The sequence below is a fragment of the Halosubterraneus shenae genome, from assembly GCF_050510935.1.
Taxonomy (GTDB): domain Archaea; phylum Halobacteriota; class Halobacteria; order Halobacteriales; family Haloferacaceae; genus JBDGPU01.
On record NZ_JBNLVO010000001.1, the window covers coordinates 515396 to 531994 of the forward strand.

Sequence of the window (16599 nt, forward strand, 5' to 3'; positions counted from 1 at the left end):
TTCCGTCACGGATAGCCACGTGGCCGCGGATCGCGGAGGCGACGCTGATTCCCGGCACGATAGCCCAATCTACCCCGCCGGACTCCTCGCGGGACCCAATACTGCCGATAAGCGAAGAGTTCTTTCCGCGGACCGTCGCCGGTGGAGTATGAGTATTACTGGCGGCATTTCCCGAACCGCGACGGTCGCGAGCAAGTACTTCGTCGTCTGGGTGATCGCCGCGTCGGCGCTGGCGCTCGCGTCCCCGGACACCTTCGTCCCCGTGCTGAACTACGTCAATCCACTCCTGGGGATCATCATGCTCGGGATGGGGTTAACACTGCTACCCGAGGACTTCAGGCGGCTGCTCGAGCGCCCCGTCGACGTCGGCATCGGCGCGGTCACGCAGTGGCTCGTGATGCCCCTGGCGGCGTACGGGCTCTACCTCGCGTTCGACCTCCCGGATGCGGTCGGCGTCGGGCTCATCCTCGTCGGCACGGCGCCCGGCGGCACGGCGTCGAACGTGATGGCGTACCTCGGCCGGGGCGACGTCGCGCTCTCGGTCGCCATCACGACCCTGACGACGCTCGCCGCACCGATCGTGATGCCCGCGTGGACGCTGTTCATCCTCGGCGAGGGGATCGACGTGACTTTCCTGGAGATGTTCACGAGCATCGTCAAGATCGTCATCATCCCCGTCGTGCTCGGGTTCGGACTTCGGTACGTTCTCGACCGGTACGCACCCGGCGCCGCGGCGGTCGGCGTCGACGTGTTCCCCGTGATCAGCGTCACCGCCATCGTCGCCATCGTCGCGGGCGTCGTCGGCGCGAACGTCGACAACATCCTCACGGCGGGCGCCCTCGTGGTGGCCGCGGTCGTCATCCACAACAGCATCGGGCTCGGCGCGGGCTACGGCGTCGGGCGCGCATTCGGGATGTCCGAGGACCGCGTGCGTACCACCGTCTTCGAGGTCGGCCTCCAGAACAGCGGGCTCGCGGTCGCGCTCGCGGCGTCGCTGTTCGAGCCCGCAGCCGCGCTCATCCCGGCGCTGTTCAGCGTCTGGCACAACGTCAGCGGCCCCGCCCTCGCGAGCTACTTCACCTGGCAGGACAGCAAGACGGCCGACGCCGTCGCGGCTGCGGACTGACGCCGCCCCGTAGCCCGAATTTACCGACGATAAACTGCCCACCCGTTCAGGTCCCCCACGCCCCGATCGAGATAATATCGAGGATTCAAACGTGTCCGTCGCCTTCGCTACGGTACTATGCCGACGCAGCTCTCGCTGGCCGATCTCTCGGAGTTCAGCTTCGCGACTAACGACCAGCTCGCCAGGATCAAGGCGGGGAGAGCGGGCGACGACATGCCGGATCAGTTCACCGCGCTCTACCACCGGAATGGCGGCGAGGAGAAGACCGTCATGGTCCGGGACGTCCACGGGATCGAACGGTCGCCGGTCTTCAGTCCGCTGCAGGAAGAGGGGTTCGAGACGCTCGCCCGCCTCCTCGTTGACCGGGAGCGGATCGTCACCATCGGCGAGACGACCGACGGGGAGATCTTCAGGCTCTCCGAGGGGCCGGAGAGCCCGTCGGTTCAGGAACGGGTCGAACTCCGGACGGAGTAGTTCGCGGCGATCGTCGGCGTATCTCCACAACCCGTCACGAGTACTCCCGAGTTCCGTCGGAAGCGTCGCGGCTATCGCGTTCAACGCCGAGCACTCACCGTTCCCGAACGACGTGCCGAAGCGATCTGGAGGGGGGCGTCGGCCCCCGGGAGACGAGTCAGTCGGTCAGGTGGCCCTCCTCGTTCCGCTCCTCCGCCGCGGCGATGCGCTGCTGTGCCTCGGCGATGGCCTCGACGGCGAGCAGGGCTCGCCAGGCGACGTAGACGGTGGCGCCCATCGCGATGACCTGCACGACTAGCAACAGCTGGCCGGCGATGAGGATGGCGTACGCAGTAAGCAGGAGCACCAGAGCGCCGATACCGATTTTCGTCGTCGGTTGCATCGTTGGAGGGGTCCATTCTGCCATACCGAACCGTTCCGTCGGGTATTGATAAGTCTTGGTCGGGACTCGGAGGGACCGATAGCGGAAAGCCGAGAAAAGATACCGGGACGCGATTACCCTGCGATCGGGAAGACGAGTGGGTTATCTACCCTTCCACGTCCGCCCCGGGCGCGTTCCGCTTCACGCTCTCGATCGCGTCGCGGACGTTGCTCCGGTCGGCGTACCCCTCGCCGCTGTCGGCGAGGACGTTGCCGTTGCGGTGGCGGAGCCGCCAGCGGTAGGTCTCGCTTTCGTCCTCGTAGATCTCGAAGGCGGCCATGCCGACTTCGAGGGTGTCGGCCTCGGGCACCAGCCGCTCGACGCGGTCGACGGCGTCCTCGACGGCGTCGCGGGAGCTGTACCCCTCGCCGCTGTCGGCAACGATCTCGTCGTTCTCGGCGACGAGCCGCCAGCGGTGGTCCCCGGCGCTGTCCTCGTAGACGTCGAACTCCAGTTCGTCGATGCGGTCCCGGAGGTTCCGCACGGCCCGCCGCGCGTTGCCGTGGCTGGCGTAGCCCTCGCCGCCGTCGGCGAGGACGTTGCCGTTGCGGTGAACGAGCCGCCAGCGCCACTGGCCGCCCGTGTCGCGGTACGTCTCGAAGCCGGCGGGGTCGAACCAGAGGTAGTCGGCGGGACCGACGGTCGCCGTGACGCCCTCGAGCGCGCGCTCCGCGTTGTGCTTCGTCACGTAGCCCTCGCCGCTGTCCGCGAGGACGTTGCCGTTGTCGTGGACGAGCCGCCAGCGGTACTCGCCGGCGTCGTCCTCGAACACCTCGAAGGTCGCCTGGCTCGGCTCCTCCGGAAGCGGGTCGAACGACTCGCCCTCGTCGGGCAGGTCCGCCTCGCGTTCGGTCTGGACGACCGGCGCGCCCAGCGCGTTGCGCCTGACGCTCTGGAGCCCCTTCTGGGCGTTGTGCAGCTGCGTGTACCCCTCGCCGCCGTCGGCGATGACGTTGCCGTTGCGGTGGTGGAGCCGCCAGCGCCACTCGTCGGCGGCGTCCTGGTACGTCTCGAACTGCGCCTGGCTGTCGTGCAGCGACCGGAGCTCGGCGGCGAGGTCGGCCTCGTCGGCCGTGGCGTCCGCCAGCGCCGCGCGGGCCTCGACGAGCGCACGCGACGCTTCCGCGGTCTCCGCTTTCGCCGCGGCGGTTGCCTCCTTGCTCGTGGTGCCGCCCGTCAACAGCGGGATGAAGACGCCCGCGATCGCGATGAGGGCGATCCCGAGCCCGTACAGGCCGATGATCGACGGGTTGCCGGTGTCGACGCTCCAGTTGTCCGGGAACGCGACGATGAACCAGAGGATGGCGACCGCCGCGAGAGCGACCCCGAGGTAGGTCAGGAGTGTCGCCCGTCGCTGTAGCGGCAGTCGGACGATCGGCCCGGCGACCAGCAGGACGATCCCGGCCGCCCCGAACACGACGGCGAGTTCCCGGAGCGTCGACGCCGGCCCGGCCGAGACCGCGAGGAGGATCCCAACGGCACCGGCGACGAGCCCGACCGCGAAGACCCAGTAGCCGACTGCTTCGTCGCGGGTTTCGGGTTCCCCGATCCGGTCTTCGTACCACCCGACAAGTCCGCCCTCGGCGTCAGCGGCCATCGCTGACACCTCCGGTCCGGCCCGGCCGACGGATCGCGGTCGTCAGCCCGTGCTTCGAAATTTTTCCGCATCCTGATAGCTGAAGCATTTCATGTTTATATATGCGAGTATATTATATAAATCAGATGGGGAGTTCACGCCGTTGACCGCCGGGCTTCCCGGTCGCGGACGCGCTTCGGCCGCGATGCGTCGGTCGGCCGATCAGGAGGCGACGAGCGCGACGGCGACGACGGCGAGCCCGAGGCCGGCGACGTTGGTCGTGCTGAGCTGTGCGTCGAAGTAGAGGACCCCCACGACCGCCGGGATGATGAAGTACAGCGCGGCGATGGCCGAGACGATGGCCATGTTGCCGTGGTTCAGTCCGGTATAGAAGCTGATCGTCGCGACCGCGAGGAACCCACCGGAGAGGAGCGCGAACCCGACGTCCATTCGGCTCCCCGAGATCGGTTGCCGGCTCGCGAGGACGTAGCTGCCGACGATGACCAGACTCGCTACGTACGAGAGCAGGACGGCGTTTATCGGCGACAGGGACCTCGTCGCGACGCCCGCCGCGACGGCCCAGCCACCGTACAGCACCAGCGCGCCGAGCGCGAACAGGATCGCAGTACTCGCCATGCATGGTTCTCCTCGTCCGGCGGGATAGATTCCACGCTCTCGGAAGCGACGCGCCGCCCGAGTTATTAATATATGGTCTACTATTTACCAACTATTAGTGTATAGACGGCGGTATTTGATAGCTGGATTAATATCCGTGGGGGAGTTAGGTCCGGACAATGAGCGATCCTGCCGATTCGCCGCCGGACGACTCGTCCGGGCCGGGGACGCCTGCCGGTGGCGACGTCGAGTCCGACCGAGACGGCGGCGGTGACCTGGGTCGGGAGTCGACGGTCCAGCTGTCGGTCCCCGACATGGACTGCCCCTCCTGTGCGGGGAAGGTCCGCAACAGCGTCCAGGAGCTCGACGCCGTCGAGACCGTCGACCCCGAGATCACGACTGGGACGCTGACGGTCCGGTACGACCCGGACGGTGCGAACGTCGAGGCGGTCGCGGATCGCGTCGAGAGCGCGGGCTACACGGTCGCGTCCGGCGTCGGCGAGGTCACGGAGACGTTCTCCGTGCCCGACATGGACTGCCCGTCCTGTGCGGACAAGGTCGAGACCGCGCTCGCCGACGTCGTCGGCGTCGTCGCGCAGCGCCCCGAGCCGACGACCGGGAAGGTCGTCGTCACGTACGACCAGTCCCGCACGTCGGCCGCGGAACTGACGAGCGCCGTCGAGCGTGCCGGCTACGAGGTCGTCGACACGACGGCGACGACGGAAGGCGAGTCGGCGGGCGTCCCCGAACCCGAGAGCGTCTGGCGAAGCACGCGAGCGATCAAGACGTGGATCAGCGGCGTCTTCGCGATCGCCGGGCTCCTCGTCGAGTTCGTCCTCACCGGACTGAACGTCGGCGTTCTCTCGGCGGGCCCGGCCGAACTCGCGGTCGCCGACCTGCTGTTCCTCGCGGCCGTCGTCGCCGGTGGCCAGGAGATCGTCCGCGGCGGCTACTTCTCCGTCCGCAACCGGAACCTCGACATCGACCTCCTGATGTCGCTGGCGATCCTCGGCGCCGTGACCGTCAGTCTCGGCTTCGGCGAAGCGCTGTACATGGAGGCCGCGACGCTCGCGTTCCTCTTCAGCGTGGCCGAGCTCCTCGAACGCTACTCGATGGACAAGGCGCGCAACTCCCTGCAGGAGCTGATGGACCTCTCGCCGGACGAGGCGACGGTCCGGCGCGACGGCGAGGAGCGGACAGTTCCGGTCGACGAAGTCCGCGTCGGCGACGTCGTCGTCGTCAAGCCGGGCAAGAAGATCCCGATGGACGGCGAGGTGATCGAGGGCGAAAGCGCCGTCAACCAGGCGCCGATCACCGGCGAGAGCGTTCCCGTCGACAAGGTCGCGGGCGACGAGGTGTTCGCCGGGACGATCAACGAGCAGGGGTACCTCGAGGTGCGGGTCACCTCCGAGGCCGGCGAGAACACCCTGTCCCGGATCATCGAGATGGTCGAGGACGCACAGGGGAACCGGACCGAGCGCGAGCAGTTCGTCGACCGCTTCGCTGGCTACTACACGCCCGTCGTCGTCGCGTTCGCGGTCCTGACCACCCTCGCGACGCCCTCGTTGCTCGGCGTCACCTGGACGCAGTCGTTCGTCTACGGGCTGACGCTGCTCGTGCTCGCCTGCCCCTGTGCGTTCGTCATCTCGACGCCCGTCTCCGTCGTCTCCGGCATCACGAGCGCGGCGAAGAACGGGGTCCTGATAAAGGGCGGCAACCACCTGGAGGCGATGGGCGAGGTCGACGCCGTCGCCCTCGACAAGACCGGCACGCTCACGCTCGGCGAACTGACCGTCACCGACGTCGTCCCGCTCGGCGACAACACCGAGGAAGACGTCCTGCGCTGCGCGCGCGGCCTCGAATCGCGGAGCGAGCACCCCATCGGGGACGCCATCGTCGAGCGCGCGGCCGAGGCGGCGGTCGGCACCCGCGAGGTGTCGAACTTCGAGAGCATCACCGGCAAGGGCGTCCGCGCCGACCTCGACGGCACCACCCACTACGCCGGCAAGCCCGCTTTCTTCGCGGACCTCGGCTTCGACCTCTCGCACGTCCACGCCGCGACGGACGGTGGCGTCGTCACGAAAAAGACCCGGCAGCTCTGCGAACGGAACCGGTGTCTCGACCTGCTCGAGGACCTGGTCCCGGAGCTGCAGGCCCAGGGGAAGACGGTCGTCCTCGTCGGCACCGACGAGGCGCTGGAGGGGGTCATCGCCATCGCCGACGAGGTCCGACCCGAATCGAAGTACGCCGTCGACCGCCTCCACGCCCTCGGCGTCGAGCACGTCGTGATGCTCACGGGCGACAACGAGCGGACGGCCCGGGCCATCGCCGACGAGCTCGGCGTCGACGACGTCCGCGCGGAGCTGCTGCCCGAGGACAAGGTCGCGGCCATCGAGGCGCTCACCGACGAGTACGACGGCGTCGCGATGGTCGGCGACGGCGTCAACGACGCCCCCGCCCTCGCGACGGCGACGGTCGGGGTCGCGATGGGCGCCGCCGGGACCGACACCGCCCTCGAGACGGCCGACATCGCGCTGATGGGCGACGACCTCACGCGACTCCCGTACCTCTACGAGCTCGCCCACGACGCCAACGACGTCATCCGCGGGAACATCTACGCGAGCCTCGCGGTCAAGGCCGGCCTGGCGCTCGCCGTCCCCTTCGGCTACGTCCCCATCTGGCTCGCCGTGCTCGCCGGCGACGCCGGCATGACGACCGCCGTGACGGCCAACGCGATGCGGCTGTCCCGGATCGCCCCCGACGAGTTCGAGACCGCGGACCAACCGGCCGAGTAGCCACCGTCGACGGCGGCGGACTGCACCCCGCGTCGCGGCGATGGACCGTACCCCGGCGTCGCTCCCCCGAGCGCAGGGACTTTGCCCTCGCGCCCGCCAGTTACCGGTACTGGCCGTTCGACCATCCCGAGTATGCCCGACACCTGTGACCTCTGTGGGACCGAAACCGGCAGTGGGAGCGTCGCGTTCGACGGCGATGAGGTGGACGAGGGCGACGGCCGCGAGGGGGACGGTCGCGAGGCGGACGGTCGCGAGGCGGACGACGGCGATTCTACCTTCTGCTCGCCCGGCTGTCGGGACGTCGCTCGCACGCTCGACGGCGACGAGCCGGATCCGGCCGGCAACGCCGACCGAGCCGATGCCACGGCCGGCGCTGCTGCCGAGGCGGACGTCGGCCCACCCGCGGACGACCACGCCGGCGACTCGGCAACCGACCGCAGCTTCCTCCGCGTCGACGGGATGCACGCCGCAACGTGTGAGGCGTATCTCGAATCGGTCGCCGAATCACAGCCCGGCGTCGTCGCCGCGGAGGCGAGCTACGTCACGGAGACGATCCGGGTCGACCACGACCCCGAGGCGACCTCGGCGCGCGACCTGCGGGACGCGCTTTCGACGACCGGCTATACCGCCCACCTCCGGACGGAGACGGCCGAAGTCGACGACGCCGCGACCGGCGGGACGCGTCGCTCCCGGGAGGTCGAGGGGGTCCGGAAGCGCCGGAGCGACGAGATCCTCGGACTCCGCTACGCCGCGGGGATCGTCTTCGGCGCCTTCCTGCTGATCCCGTACGTCGCGGTGCTGTACCCCGCACACCTCGCCACCGTCGTCGACCACCCGGCCCTCGCGACGTATAAAGGCGCCTTCGAGTTGAGCGGGGCCAGCGGCTTCCTTTTCCTGCGCATCTACTTCGTGCTGACCGGGATCGTCCTCGTATTCACCGGGAAACCCGTCCTCCGCGGGGCCTACACGAGCCTGAAGATGCGCCGGCCCAACACCGACCTGCTGGTCGCCATCACGGCGATGAGCGCGTTCTGGTACGGAACCGGCGCCGTCCTCGTCGGGCAGAACGACATCTACTACGACCTGACGATCGTCGTCGCCGCCGTCGTCACCGGCGCCGCCTTCTACGAGACCGCGATCAAGCAGCGCGCGCTGGCCCGGCTTACGGAGCTCACCGTCTCGCAGGTCGACGACGCCCGTCGCTACGAGCCCGACGGCACCACCGAGGAGGTTCCGGTCGAGGCTCTCGACCCGGGCGACCGCGTGCTCGTCCGCGAGGGCGAGCGCGTGCCGGTCGACGGGACGCTCGACGAGGACGTCTGCACGGTCGAGGAGGCGGTCGTCACCGGCGAGGCGCTGCCGGTGGTGAAACGCGAGGGCGACGCGGTGATCGGCGGCTCCGTCGTTACCGACGGCGCGGCCGTCGTGACCGTCGGCGACCCGGTCACGAGCAGCATCGACCGGATCACGGAGGCGCTGTGGACCATCCAGAGCGCGGACCACGGAGTCCAGCGGCGCGCGGATCGGGTCACGGGCTACGTCGCCCCGTTGCTCGCCCTCCTCGCCGTCGGCGTCGCCGGCACCGTCCTCACGACGGGCGGCGCGCCCGGCCAGGCCGTCCTCGGGGCGTTGCTCGCGCTGTTCGTGGCGTGTCCGTGGACGCTCGGGCTGGCGACGCCGCTCTCCGTCGCGAGCAGCATCCGCTCGGCGATGGACCGCGGGATCGTCGTCTTCGACGAGACCATCTTCGAGCGCCTCCGCGACGTCGACGTCGTCGTCTTCGACAAGACGGGTACGCTCACGACCGGCGAGATGCACGTCGTCGCGGCCGACGCCCCCGAGGACCTGCTCGTCGCCGCCGCAACACTGGAGCGGCGCGCGGCGCACCCGGCCGCCGCCGCCATCGTGGACGCGTTCGCTCCGGCGACGGCGGGGGCGTCAGCGGTCGACGGCGAGACGCGACCCGACGGCGGCGACGGCGAGAAGCGACCCGACGGCGGCGACGGCGGCGACACCACCGACGCCACCGACGCCGATTCCGCGGAATCCGAGCCGACGATCCGCGAGTTCGCCACCTACACGAACGGCGTCGGGGGCGTGGTCGCCGACGAGGACCTCCTCGTCGGCAGTCTCGCCCTGTTCGACGAGCAGGGGTGGACGGTCGCGGACGACGTCGCGGAGCGGGCCCAAGAGGCCCGGGGCTTCGGCCGACTCCCGGTCGTCGTCGGCCGCGACGGGAAGGCCGAGGGCGTGGTCGTCGTGGGCGACGAACCGCGGGACGGCTGGGAGACAACGCTCACGAGCCTGGCCGAGCGCGGCGTCGACGTCGCCGTGCTGACCGGTGACGACCCGGAGGCGACGGCCTTTTTCGACCGACAGGACGCGGTGGACCACGTCTTCGCGGGAGTCCCGCCCGCGGGGAAGACGGCGACGGTTCGGCGCTTCCAGCGGAGCGGGCGCGTGGCGATGGTCGGGGACGGGACGAACGACGCCCCGGCGCTCGCACAGGCCGACCTCGGGGTCTCACTCGGGAGCGGGACGGCGCTCGCGGCCGACGCCGCCGACGTGGCCATCGTCGACGACGACCTCGGGGCGGTCGAGACCGCCTTCGACCTCGCCGCCGCGGCGCGCCGGCACGTGGTCCGGAACCTCGCGCTGGGACTGACCTACAACGCGATCGCCATCCCCGCGGCGCTCCTCGGGCTGTTCAACCCGCTGACGGCGGCTCTCGCCGTGGCCATCAGCGGCGGCCTCGTCGGCCTCAACAGCTCTCGCGACCTGCTCGATGGGTGACTGATAGGGGTGCCTGGGGGTGTCCAGGGAGAATGCCACGGCGAGTCGGGACGCAGCGTACCGGTCCGGACGCCAGGGTTTTTGGTCAGTGCCGAAATTGGCCTAACGGATCGACCAATGAATCTCCGGGAATTCATCGAGACCACCGAGTCGTCCTCCCTGTCGCTGGTGCTAGTCAACTACGAGGCCCCGGACCCGATCCGGACCATGTTCGAGGACCTCTTCGCTGACCAGCCCGTCGACGTCGACGAGCGGGAGCTCGAACGGGAGGCGACGAACATGGTCTACCTGCTCGACGGCGAGGAGGTCGTCGCCTCCTCGACGCTGGCCGAGCTGCGGGACGCCATCCTGCTCATCAACTCGGACCTGTACGTCACCGGGTCGGGCGGGATGAAGAACCTGGAGATGCCCGCGGTGATCGACGGACTCACTGACACTCGCTTCAACCTCCGTGGCTATCCGGAGTCGAACAAGGAGAAGCTCCTGTTGATCACGGTCTCGCGGTACATCGAGCGGCTCGCGCTCGAACACGAGGGTGGTCGCCATCGTGCCTCCTTTCAGCGGCTCTCCCGGACCGACGACGAGCAAGGGACGCGGAGCGTGTACGAGCGGCTGGCGAACAGCGACACCGACACGCACGTCTACGGCGTCCCGGACTGGCAGCCGGAACCGGAGTTCGACGTGACGATGCACGGCGGCTGGTCCGAGGAGTTCCAGGACGCCTGGTTCGTCGTCTACGTCCCGGAGGACGGCACGAGTCCGCACGCGGCGCTGGTGGCGGTCGAAACGGGGCCGCGACGCTGGGACGGCTTCTGGACGTACGACGAGGAGCGCGTGGTCGCGATCAACAAGTACGTTCAACGGAACCTGTGACCCTGATTCGGCGGTCGACGCCGCCGCACCGACCCACCGAACTGATCCGCTTATCCAGCTCGAAACCGTATAAATCGACGTGAGCCAGGTTTCACCCGACAAGCTGACGGTGTTCTCGGATTACGTCTGCCCGTTCTGCTATCTCGGCCGTGCCGCGATGCAGCAGTACCGCGAGGAGGCCGAGGATCCGCCGGCGGTCGAGTGGCGCGTCTTCGACCTCCGCGGCTACAAGCGCAACGAGGACGGCACGATCGACCACGACGTCGACGACGGGAAGGACGACGACTACTTCGCTGAAGTCCGCGAGAACGTCGAGAAGCTGAAGGCGGAGTACGACGTCGACATGACGCTCGACTACTCGCTGGAGGTCGACTCCTGGAACGCCCAGAAGGTCGCGCTGTACGTCAAGGGGTCCTACGACGACGAGACGTTCCTCGACTTCCACGAGCGCACCTTCGAGGCGCTCTGGCAGGACGGCCGCGACATCGGTGACGTCGAGGTCCTCGTCGACGTCGCCGGCGAGGCCGGCGTCCCGGAGAGCGAGGTCCGCAGCGCCGTCGACGACGACGGGCTGGACGCCGAGCTCGAGGAGCGTTTCGAGCAGGCCCAGGAGCTAGGCATCACCGGTATCCCGACGTTCGTCTACGACGAGCACGCCGCCCGCGGTGCCATCCCCCCGGAGCAGTTCGAGCGCCTGATCGAGGGCGTCTGACGCGGGTTTCCCCTCGGACGACGCGGTTCTTTTTAAGTACCGCCCCGCGAGTGAACAGCCACCAGTCTCCGGTCCGGCGTGGCTGTGGAACCCACGCACTCGGCCGCGAGCCGTGCGTTTTTCAAGCGTCCTCGTCCTCCGATTCGACATGACTGAGACGACAGCGGGCGCGGTCCAGCGGCGCTCGATGATTCTCGCCGCGGTGAGCGTCGCCGCGCTCGTCGCGCTGTCCGCGTACGCCGTCGCCGTCGGCCGTGGGTTCACGGTCGTCGTCGTCAGCTGGGCGGCGTTCCTCGCGATGAGCGTCGGTATCGTGCTCGGCGCCGGCCAGCAGAGCCGGAACCCCTTCGGCTTCGTCTGGGGGTACGGCCTCGCCGGCGGGGCGATGATCACGAGCGCGGCCATCTTCCTCGTTCCGAAGGCCATCGGCTACGACCCGAAGCTGGGCGGCGCGGGCATCGCGCTCGGGCTCGTCTCCGGCTACGGCAGCCACGCCATCGGCCACCGCCTCTCGCACGTCTCGCTCCCCATCGACCAGACGACCGCGCAGATCACGGCCCACGCCGTCGCCGCCGGCATCGTCCTCGGCGCGCTCTACGCCGCGGACCCACAGCTCGGCGTCGTTCTCGGGCTCGCGATCGCCTCCCACAAGGGCCCCGTCGGCTACGCGGCCGGCCGCCGGCTCTCGCTGAACGGCCGTCCCATCTGGCCGCTGGCGCTGCCCGCGGCGGCGATGGGCGTCGCCGCGCTCGCCGCACGCTTTTCCGGGATCGCGCTCACCGCGGGCTCGTCGGCCGTCCTCTTCGGCTTCGCGACGGGGATCTTCCTCCACCTCGGGATGGACTTCCTCCCGGAGTGCGAGGTCGGCGGGGAGATCCACGAGCTCGTCACGACGGAACCGGACGCCCACGCCCACTCCCTGCTCGACCGGCTCCGGCTCCACGCCGTCGCCGGGACGACCGTCGGCGGGGTCGTCGTCTTCGGCGCGTGGTGGCTCCTGTGAGTGGTACGGGCAGGACTCCACCCTGACTGCTCGGGCGATATCCGGTGGGTCCGGCGAAATGACGGGGACGATACACAAATCTCCTTCGGGAAACAGATTTGTGCGGTCCGCGGCGTGTGCAGCTATGGTCATTCCGGACGGACCGTATTCGCGATCGACCGGGCGGATCGGGAGAGTGGGAGCCGATGCGTGACCTGCCGCCCGTCGGGATCGGCACCTACGACGTCTCGCCGGAGGACTGCCGCAGGGCCGTGACGTGCGCACTGGAGGCGGGCTACCGGCACGTCGACACGGCGGAGATGTACGGGAACGAGCGCGCGGTCGGCGAGGCGATCGAGGCCGCGGACGTGGCCCGGGAGGACGTCTTCGTGTCGACGAAGGTCCACTCGAAGCACCTCTCTTACGACGACGTCCTCGACCACGCGCGCCGGAGTCGCGAGCGCCTCGGCGTCGACGCGATCGATCTCCTCTACGTTCACTGGCCGATCCGCAGCTACGAGCCGGCGGAGACGCTCCCGGCGTTCGACGAGCTCGTCGACCGGGGGACGATCCGCCACGTCGGCCTCTCGAATTTCACCCCGGCCCTCCTCCGTGAGGCGATGGACGTGCTCGACGCGCCGGTGTTCGCCCACGAGGTCGAATGTCACCCGCTCCTGCCCCAGCCGGAGCTGCGCCGGCTCGCCCGGGAACACGACCACCACCTGGTCGCCTACTCGCCGCTGGCGAAGGGGGCGGTCTTTCAGGTCCCCGAACTGGCGGCCGTCGCGGAGAAGCACGGGAGCTCCCCGGCCCAGGTCGCACTCGCGTGGCTCCTGTCGAAGGACGGGGTCGTCGTGATCCCGAAGTCGACGACGCCGGCGCACATTCGGGAGAACCTCCGCGCGACGGGCGTGTCACTCGACGAGCGCGACGTCGAGCGAATCGACGAACTGGAGCGACGAACTCGCGTCGTCGACTTCCCGGACGCGCCGTGGAACGTCGGGAACTGATCGCCGAGTCGGGGACTGATCGCCGAGTTTGGGACTGAACCTCGAGTCGAGAACTAAACCTCGAGCCGAACGGCGGAACCGACTACTGAACACCGCGTCGCTTCCAGCGGCGGCCGCGTCGACACAGAGACAGTGGCACCGCTACCGAGTAGAGTGAAGAGAGAAAATGCCGATCACGCTTCCGCGGAGTCGCCACCGCCGAAGCCGGGGTACCGGGCTTCCTCAGCCTGGAGGAGCTCCTGGTACCGGTTCCGGATGGTGACCTCGCTCATGTCCGTCGCGTCGCTGACCTCGCTCTGGGTCAGGTCGACGTTGGTGAGCTGGGCGGCCGCGTAGATGGCCGCGGCCGCGAGGCCGACCGGCGACTTGCCCGAGTGGACGTTCTGCTTTTTGCCCTGCTCGAGCAGGTCGCGGGACCGGCGCTCGGTCTCGTCCGGGACGTCGAGCTCGCTGGCGAACCGCGGGAGGTACTCCAGCGGGTCGGCCGGCTGGATCTCCAGCTTGAGCTCCCGGTTGATGTACCGGTACGCGCGCTTGAACTCCTCGGCGTCGACGCGGGTGACCGCCGCGATCTCGTCGATCGAGCGGGGCACCTGCTCCATGCGGGCGGCCGCCTGGAGGCTGGCGGTCGCGATCCCCTCGATGGAGCGACCCGGCAGCAGGTCCTGGTCGAGCGCCTGGCGGTAGATGACGGAGGCCGTCTCGCGGACGTTCTCCGGCAGCCCGAGCGCGGAGGCCATCCGCTCGATCTCGCCGAGGGCCTGCTTCAGGTTGCGCTCCTTGCTGTCGCGCGTGCGGAAGCGCTCGTTCCAGGTCCGGAGCCGCTGCATCTTCTGCCGCTGGCTCGAGGACAGCGAGTTGCCGTAGCCGTCCTTGTCCTGCCAGCCGATGTTCGTCGAGAGCCCCTTGTCGTGCATCATCTTCGTGGTCGGGGCGCCGACGCGGGACTTCTCGTCGCGCTCGGCGGAGTCGAACGCGCGCCATTCCGGTCCGCGGTCGATCTCGCCGGAGTCGACGACGAGGCCACACGACTCACAGACGGTCTCGGCGCCTTCGCTCTTCACGGAGCTGTCACACTCGGGGCAGGTCAGCGTCGAGTGCGCGTCCGTCTCGGCCGTCTCGTTGGTCTCGTTCGTTTCCTCGTCCGTGTCGTTGCGCTGGTGTGCGCGGAATCGTCTCTCACTCATGTTGGATACAAGTCGGAGGGCGGCAAGCCCGGGAACGCAACCCATATAACTCGTGGGTCGCGCTCAGTTTGTCTTCACTCTTAGTAATGCGGTTGAGTATATAAATGTTTCGCGCCATCTGTTCCCAAACGACGCAATTCTTTCACCTCCGTTCCGGTCTCTCAGGCTCTCTGCAGCCGGTTCACGGCACACCACGGCTCCGGCTTGCGATTTCGTCCCGTCGCTGGCAACCCGATTCGTCGGGCCGAAGCCGCTGGTTCAACACTATAAACCCTTACGGATCGGCTGGCACGCGATACCACGGCTCGCCGACGCGACGAGCGGGGAGAACGGTCGCCGACCGCCGGGAGGATTCGCGGCTCCTCCCAAGAGTCGAACCGGTGCCCCTTTTTAGGTCGTCGCCCGTCTACGAGTCGATATGACCGACCTCGTGTGGGAGACGACGGACACGGCGATCGACTATACCTGTCCCGGCTTCGACGTGCGCCGGGACGAGGTGCGCTTCCCGGACGGCACGGACGGGGAGTTTCACTACGTCGACGAACCGCCGGCCGTCGTCGTGCTCCCGTTCACGCCCGACGGCGACGTCGTCCTCATCGAGGAGTGGCGCCAGGCGGTCGGCCGCGTCAACCGGGGGATCCCGGCCGGCGGCGTCGAGCCCGAGGACGCGGCCGACCTCGAGAGCGCGGCCGCGCGGGAACTCGCGGAGGAGACCGGCTACGAGGCGGACGAGTTCGAGCATCTGGTCACCGTCGAACCGTCGAACGGCATCGCCAACTCCGTCCATCACCACTTCGTCGCTCGCGGCTGTCGGCCGACGGCCGAGCAGGACCTCGACCACAACGAGTCGATCCGCGTCGACACCGTCGACTACGAGACGCTCCTCGAGGCGGTCCTCGACGGCGCGCGTCGGGACGGTCGGACGGTGACGGCCGTGACGCAGTACGAGCTCACGGAGCGCTGACGCAGCGCTGCTGCATCGCTGGCGTTCCACTGCCACCGGTTGTTGGGTCGTCCCCCGGCAAACCGGCGCTCCGTCCCGCGACGAAGGAACTGTTTTCCGCCTGTCGCCCCTACGAGGGGGTATGTCAACGGCACCGGGCGACGACTCGGCCGTGCGGCCGATCGTCGCGCTCGTCTCCGCGCTGGGGCTTGGAGCCGGCGGACTTCTGTTCGGCTTCCTGCTCACGTTCGTCGTCGGCTTCGGACTCGTCGCTGTCGCCGGGATCGCGCTGACGGGGACGATGCAGATCGTCTTGGGGCTCGTCTTCGTCCAGGGGGTCGGCTGTGCGGGCGTCGCCTACGCGTACGTCCGACTCCGCCCCCGGATCGGGCCGGCGATCCGCCGGCAGCTGGGCCTCGCGGGCGACACGACCCGGTTCCGGATCGGGGCCTCGCTGCCGGGGCTTCGCGACGTGCTCGTCGTGGTCGGCGGCTACCTCGTCGCGTTCGGGGGCGCCATCGCCGGATCGCTGCTCGTCTCGCGGTTCCAGGTCGATACGGGAACGAACGCGGCCGCCGAGATGGGGATGGAGAACCCCGAGATCCTGCTGCTGTTAATCCCCGCGTCGATCCTCCTCATCGGGCCGGGCGAGGAGCTGCTGTTCCGCGGCGTCGTCCAGGGACGCCTCCGGGAGGTGTTCAGCCCGGCCGTCGCTATCGGCCTCGCGAGCACGGTATTCGCCGGGCTCCACTGGTTCGCGCTGTCGGGCGGCTCGCCGACGGGCAACCTCGTCGCGCTCGGCGTCCTGGTCGTCCCCGCGCTGGTGTTCGGCGTGAGCTACGAGTACACCGGCAACATCGTCGTCCCGGCGCTCATCCACGGCGTCTACAACGCGACGCTGTTCTCGTTCCTCTACGTCTCGATAACCTACAGCGGCGACGTCGCGCTCCTCGCGCCCGCCGTCGAGACGGCCCTCGGCGTCGTCAGCGGCATCGACATTGTCGACGTCGCCAGCGTAGTCGTCGAGGGAACCGACGTCGCCAGCGACGTGGTCAGCGGCGACGTGGTCAGCGCTCACTGATAAATAATCGC

The 16599-nt window shown here is 69.0% G+C and carries 14 protein-coding genes; 10 read left to right on the forward strand and 4 right to left on the reverse strand.

Annotated features, from left to right (window positions below; genetic code table 11):
- The first annotated feature begins 148 nt into the window (after positions 1-148).
- The gene (locus tag ACQE3M_RS02365) at positions 149-1126 is read left to right on the forward strand and encodes a bile acid:sodium symporter family protein (protein ID WP_430503861.1); all 978 of its coding nucleotides are present in this window, start codon (positions 149-151) and stop codon (positions 1124-1126) included.
- Positions 1127-1243: 117 nt separating this feature from the next.
- Positions 1244-1600, forward strand: a complete 357-nt coding sequence (locus ACQE3M_RS02370) for a hypothetical protein (protein ID WP_430503862.1) — start codon at positions 1244-1246, stop codon at positions 1598-1600.
- Positions 1601-1757: 157 nt separating this feature from the next.
- Here ACQE3M_RS02370 and ACQE3M_RS02375 read toward each other — a convergent pair whose 3' ends face one another.
- The 3 genes from ACQE3M_RS02375 to ACQE3M_RS02385 all read right to left on the reverse strand — a co-directional run bounded on the left by ACQE3M_RS02375 (position 1758) and on the right by ACQE3M_RS02385 (position 4233).
- Positions 1758-2006, reverse strand: coding sequence for a DUF8066 domain-containing protein (locus tag ACQE3M_RS02375; protein ID WP_430503863.1), 249 nt, complete (start codon positions 2004-2006; stop codon positions 1758-1760).
- A gap of 121 nt (positions 2007-2127) precedes the next feature.
- Complete coding sequence (locus tag ACQE3M_RS02380; protein ID WP_430503864.1) at positions 2128-3618, reverse strand: YegP family protein; 1491 nt, start codon at positions 3616-3618, stop codon at positions 2128-2130.
- Between the two features lie 201 nt (positions 3619-3819).
- Positions 3820-4233, reverse strand: coding sequence for an EamA family transporter (locus ACQE3M_RS02385; protein ID WP_430503865.1), 414 nt, complete (start codon positions 4231-4233; stop codon positions 3820-3822).
- A 158-nt stretch (positions 4234-4391) separates the two neighbouring features.
- Between ACQE3M_RS02385 and ACQE3M_RS02390 the strand changes: the two genes are divergently transcribed.
- The 6 genes from ACQE3M_RS02390 (at position 4392) to ACQE3M_RS02415 (ending at position 13377) form a co-directional block, all read left to right on the forward strand.
- The gene (locus ACQE3M_RS02390; RefSeq protein WP_430503866.1) at positions 4392-7007 is read left to right on the forward strand and encodes a heavy metal translocating P-type ATPase; all 2616 of its coding nucleotides are present in this window, start codon (positions 4392-4394) and stop codon (positions 7005-7007) included.
- 132 nt (positions 7008-7139) lie between these two features.
- The gene (locus ACQE3M_RS02395; protein WP_430503867.1) at positions 7140-9800 is read left to right on the forward strand and encodes a heavy metal translocating P-type ATPase; all 2661 of its coding nucleotides are present in this window, start codon (positions 7140-7142) and stop codon (positions 9798-9800) included.
- Between the two features lie 117 nt (positions 9801-9917).
- Positions 9918-10673 carry a DICT sensory domain-containing protein gene (locus ACQE3M_RS02400; RefSeq protein WP_430503868.1) on the forward strand — a complete coding sequence of 252 codons (756 nt, stop codon included), beginning with the start codon at positions 9918-9920 and terminating at the stop codon, positions 10671-10673.
- Between the two features lie 79 nt (positions 10674-10752).
- Complete coding sequence (locus ACQE3M_RS02405; protein ID WP_430503869.1) at positions 10753-11385, forward strand: DsbA family oxidoreductase; 633 nt, start codon at positions 10753-10755, stop codon at positions 11383-11385.
- A 148-nt stretch (positions 11386-11533) separates the two neighbouring features.
- Positions 11534-12388, forward strand: coding sequence for a ZIP family metal transporter (locus ACQE3M_RS02410; RefSeq protein WP_430503870.1), 855 nt, complete (start codon positions 11534-11536; stop codon positions 12386-12388).
- Between the two features lie 185 nt (positions 12389-12573).
- Positions 12574-13377, forward strand: coding sequence for an aldo/keto reductase (locus ACQE3M_RS02415; protein ID WP_430503871.1), 804 nt, complete (start codon positions 12574-12576; stop codon positions 13375-13377).
- A gap of 173 nt (positions 13378-13550) precedes the next feature.
- Here the strand turns inward: ACQE3M_RS02415 and ACQE3M_RS02420 are convergent, their stop codons facing one another.
- Positions 13551-14564 (reverse strand): transcription initiation factor IIB, encoded by a 1014-nt coding sequence (locus ACQE3M_RS02420; RefSeq protein WP_430503872.1) that lies wholly within the window; start codon positions 14562-14564, stop codon positions 13551-13553.
- A 418-nt stretch (positions 14565-14982) separates the two neighbouring features.
- Here ACQE3M_RS02420 and ACQE3M_RS02425 point away from each other — a divergent pair, with 418 nt between their 5' ends.
- Both ACQE3M_RS02425 and ACQE3M_RS02430 read left to right on the forward strand, forming a co-directional pair.
- The gene (locus tag ACQE3M_RS02425) at positions 14983-15528 is read left to right on the forward strand and encodes an NUDIX hydrolase (protein WP_430503873.1); all 546 of its coding nucleotides are present in this window, start codon (positions 14983-14985) and stop codon (positions 15526-15528) included.
- A 121-nt stretch (positions 15529-15649) separates the two neighbouring features.
- A complete protein-coding gene (locus ACQE3M_RS02430) occupies positions 15650-16588 on the forward strand; it encodes a CPBP family intramembrane glutamic endopeptidase (protein ID WP_430503874.1) in 939 nt (312 codons plus the stop codon).
- The last annotated feature ends 11 nt before the right edge of the window (positions 16589-16599 follow it).

What these genes read in the sequence shown, in the direction of transcription:
- ACQE3M_RS02365 (WP_430503861.1), top strand. Translation starts at nt 149, where the DNA reads ATGAGTATTACTGGCGGCATTTCCCGAACCGCGACGGTCGCGAGCAAG.
- ACQE3M_RS02370 (WP_430503862.1), top strand. Translation starts at nt 1,244, where the DNA reads ATGCCGACGCAGCTCTCGCTGGCCGATCTCTCGGAGTTCAGCTTCGCG.
- ACQE3M_RS02375 (WP_430503863.1), bottom strand. Translation starts at nt 2,006, where the DNA reads ATGGCAGAATGGACCCCTCCAACGATGCAACCGACGACGAAAATCGGT.
- ACQE3M_RS02380 (WP_430503864.1), bottom strand. Translation starts at nt 3,618, where the DNA reads ATGGCCGCTGACGCCGAGGGCGGACTTGTCGGGTGGTACGAAGACCGG.
- ACQE3M_RS02385 (WP_430503865.1), bottom strand. Translation starts at nt 4,233, where the DNA reads ATGGCGAGTACTGCGATCCTGTTCGCGCTCGGCGCGCTGGTGCTGTAC.
- ACQE3M_RS02390 (WP_430503866.1), top strand. Translation starts at nt 4,392, where the DNA reads ATGAGCGATCCTGCCGATTCGCCGCCGGACGACTCGTCCGGGCCGGGG.
- ACQE3M_RS02395 (WP_430503867.1), top strand. Translation starts at nt 7,140, where the DNA reads ATGCCCGACACCTGTGACCTCTGTGGGACCGAAACCGGCAGTGGGAGC.
- ACQE3M_RS02400 (WP_430503868.1), top strand. Translation starts at nt 9,918, where the DNA reads ATGAATCTCCGGGAATTCATCGAGACCACCGAGTCGTCCTCCCTGTCG.
- ACQE3M_RS02410 (WP_430503870.1), top strand. Translation starts at nt 11,534, where the DNA reads ATGACTGAGACGACAGCGGGCGCGGTCCAGCGGCGCTCGATGATTCTC.
- ACQE3M_RS02415 (WP_430503871.1), top strand. Translation starts at nt 12,574, where the DNA reads ATGCGTGACCTGCCGCCCGTCGGGATCGGCACCTACGACGTCTCGCCG.
- ACQE3M_RS02420 (WP_430503872.1), bottom strand. Translation starts at nt 14,564, where the DNA reads ATGAGTGAGAGACGATTCCGCGCACACCAGCGCAACGACACGGACGAG.
- ACQE3M_RS02425 (WP_430503873.1), top strand. Translation starts at nt 14,983, where the DNA reads ATGACCGACCTCGTGTGGGAGACGACGGACACGGCGATCGACTATACC.
- ACQE3M_RS02430 (WP_430503874.1), top strand. Translation starts at nt 15,650, where the DNA reads ATGTCAACGGCACCGGGCGACGACTCGGCCGTGCGGCCGATCGTCGCG.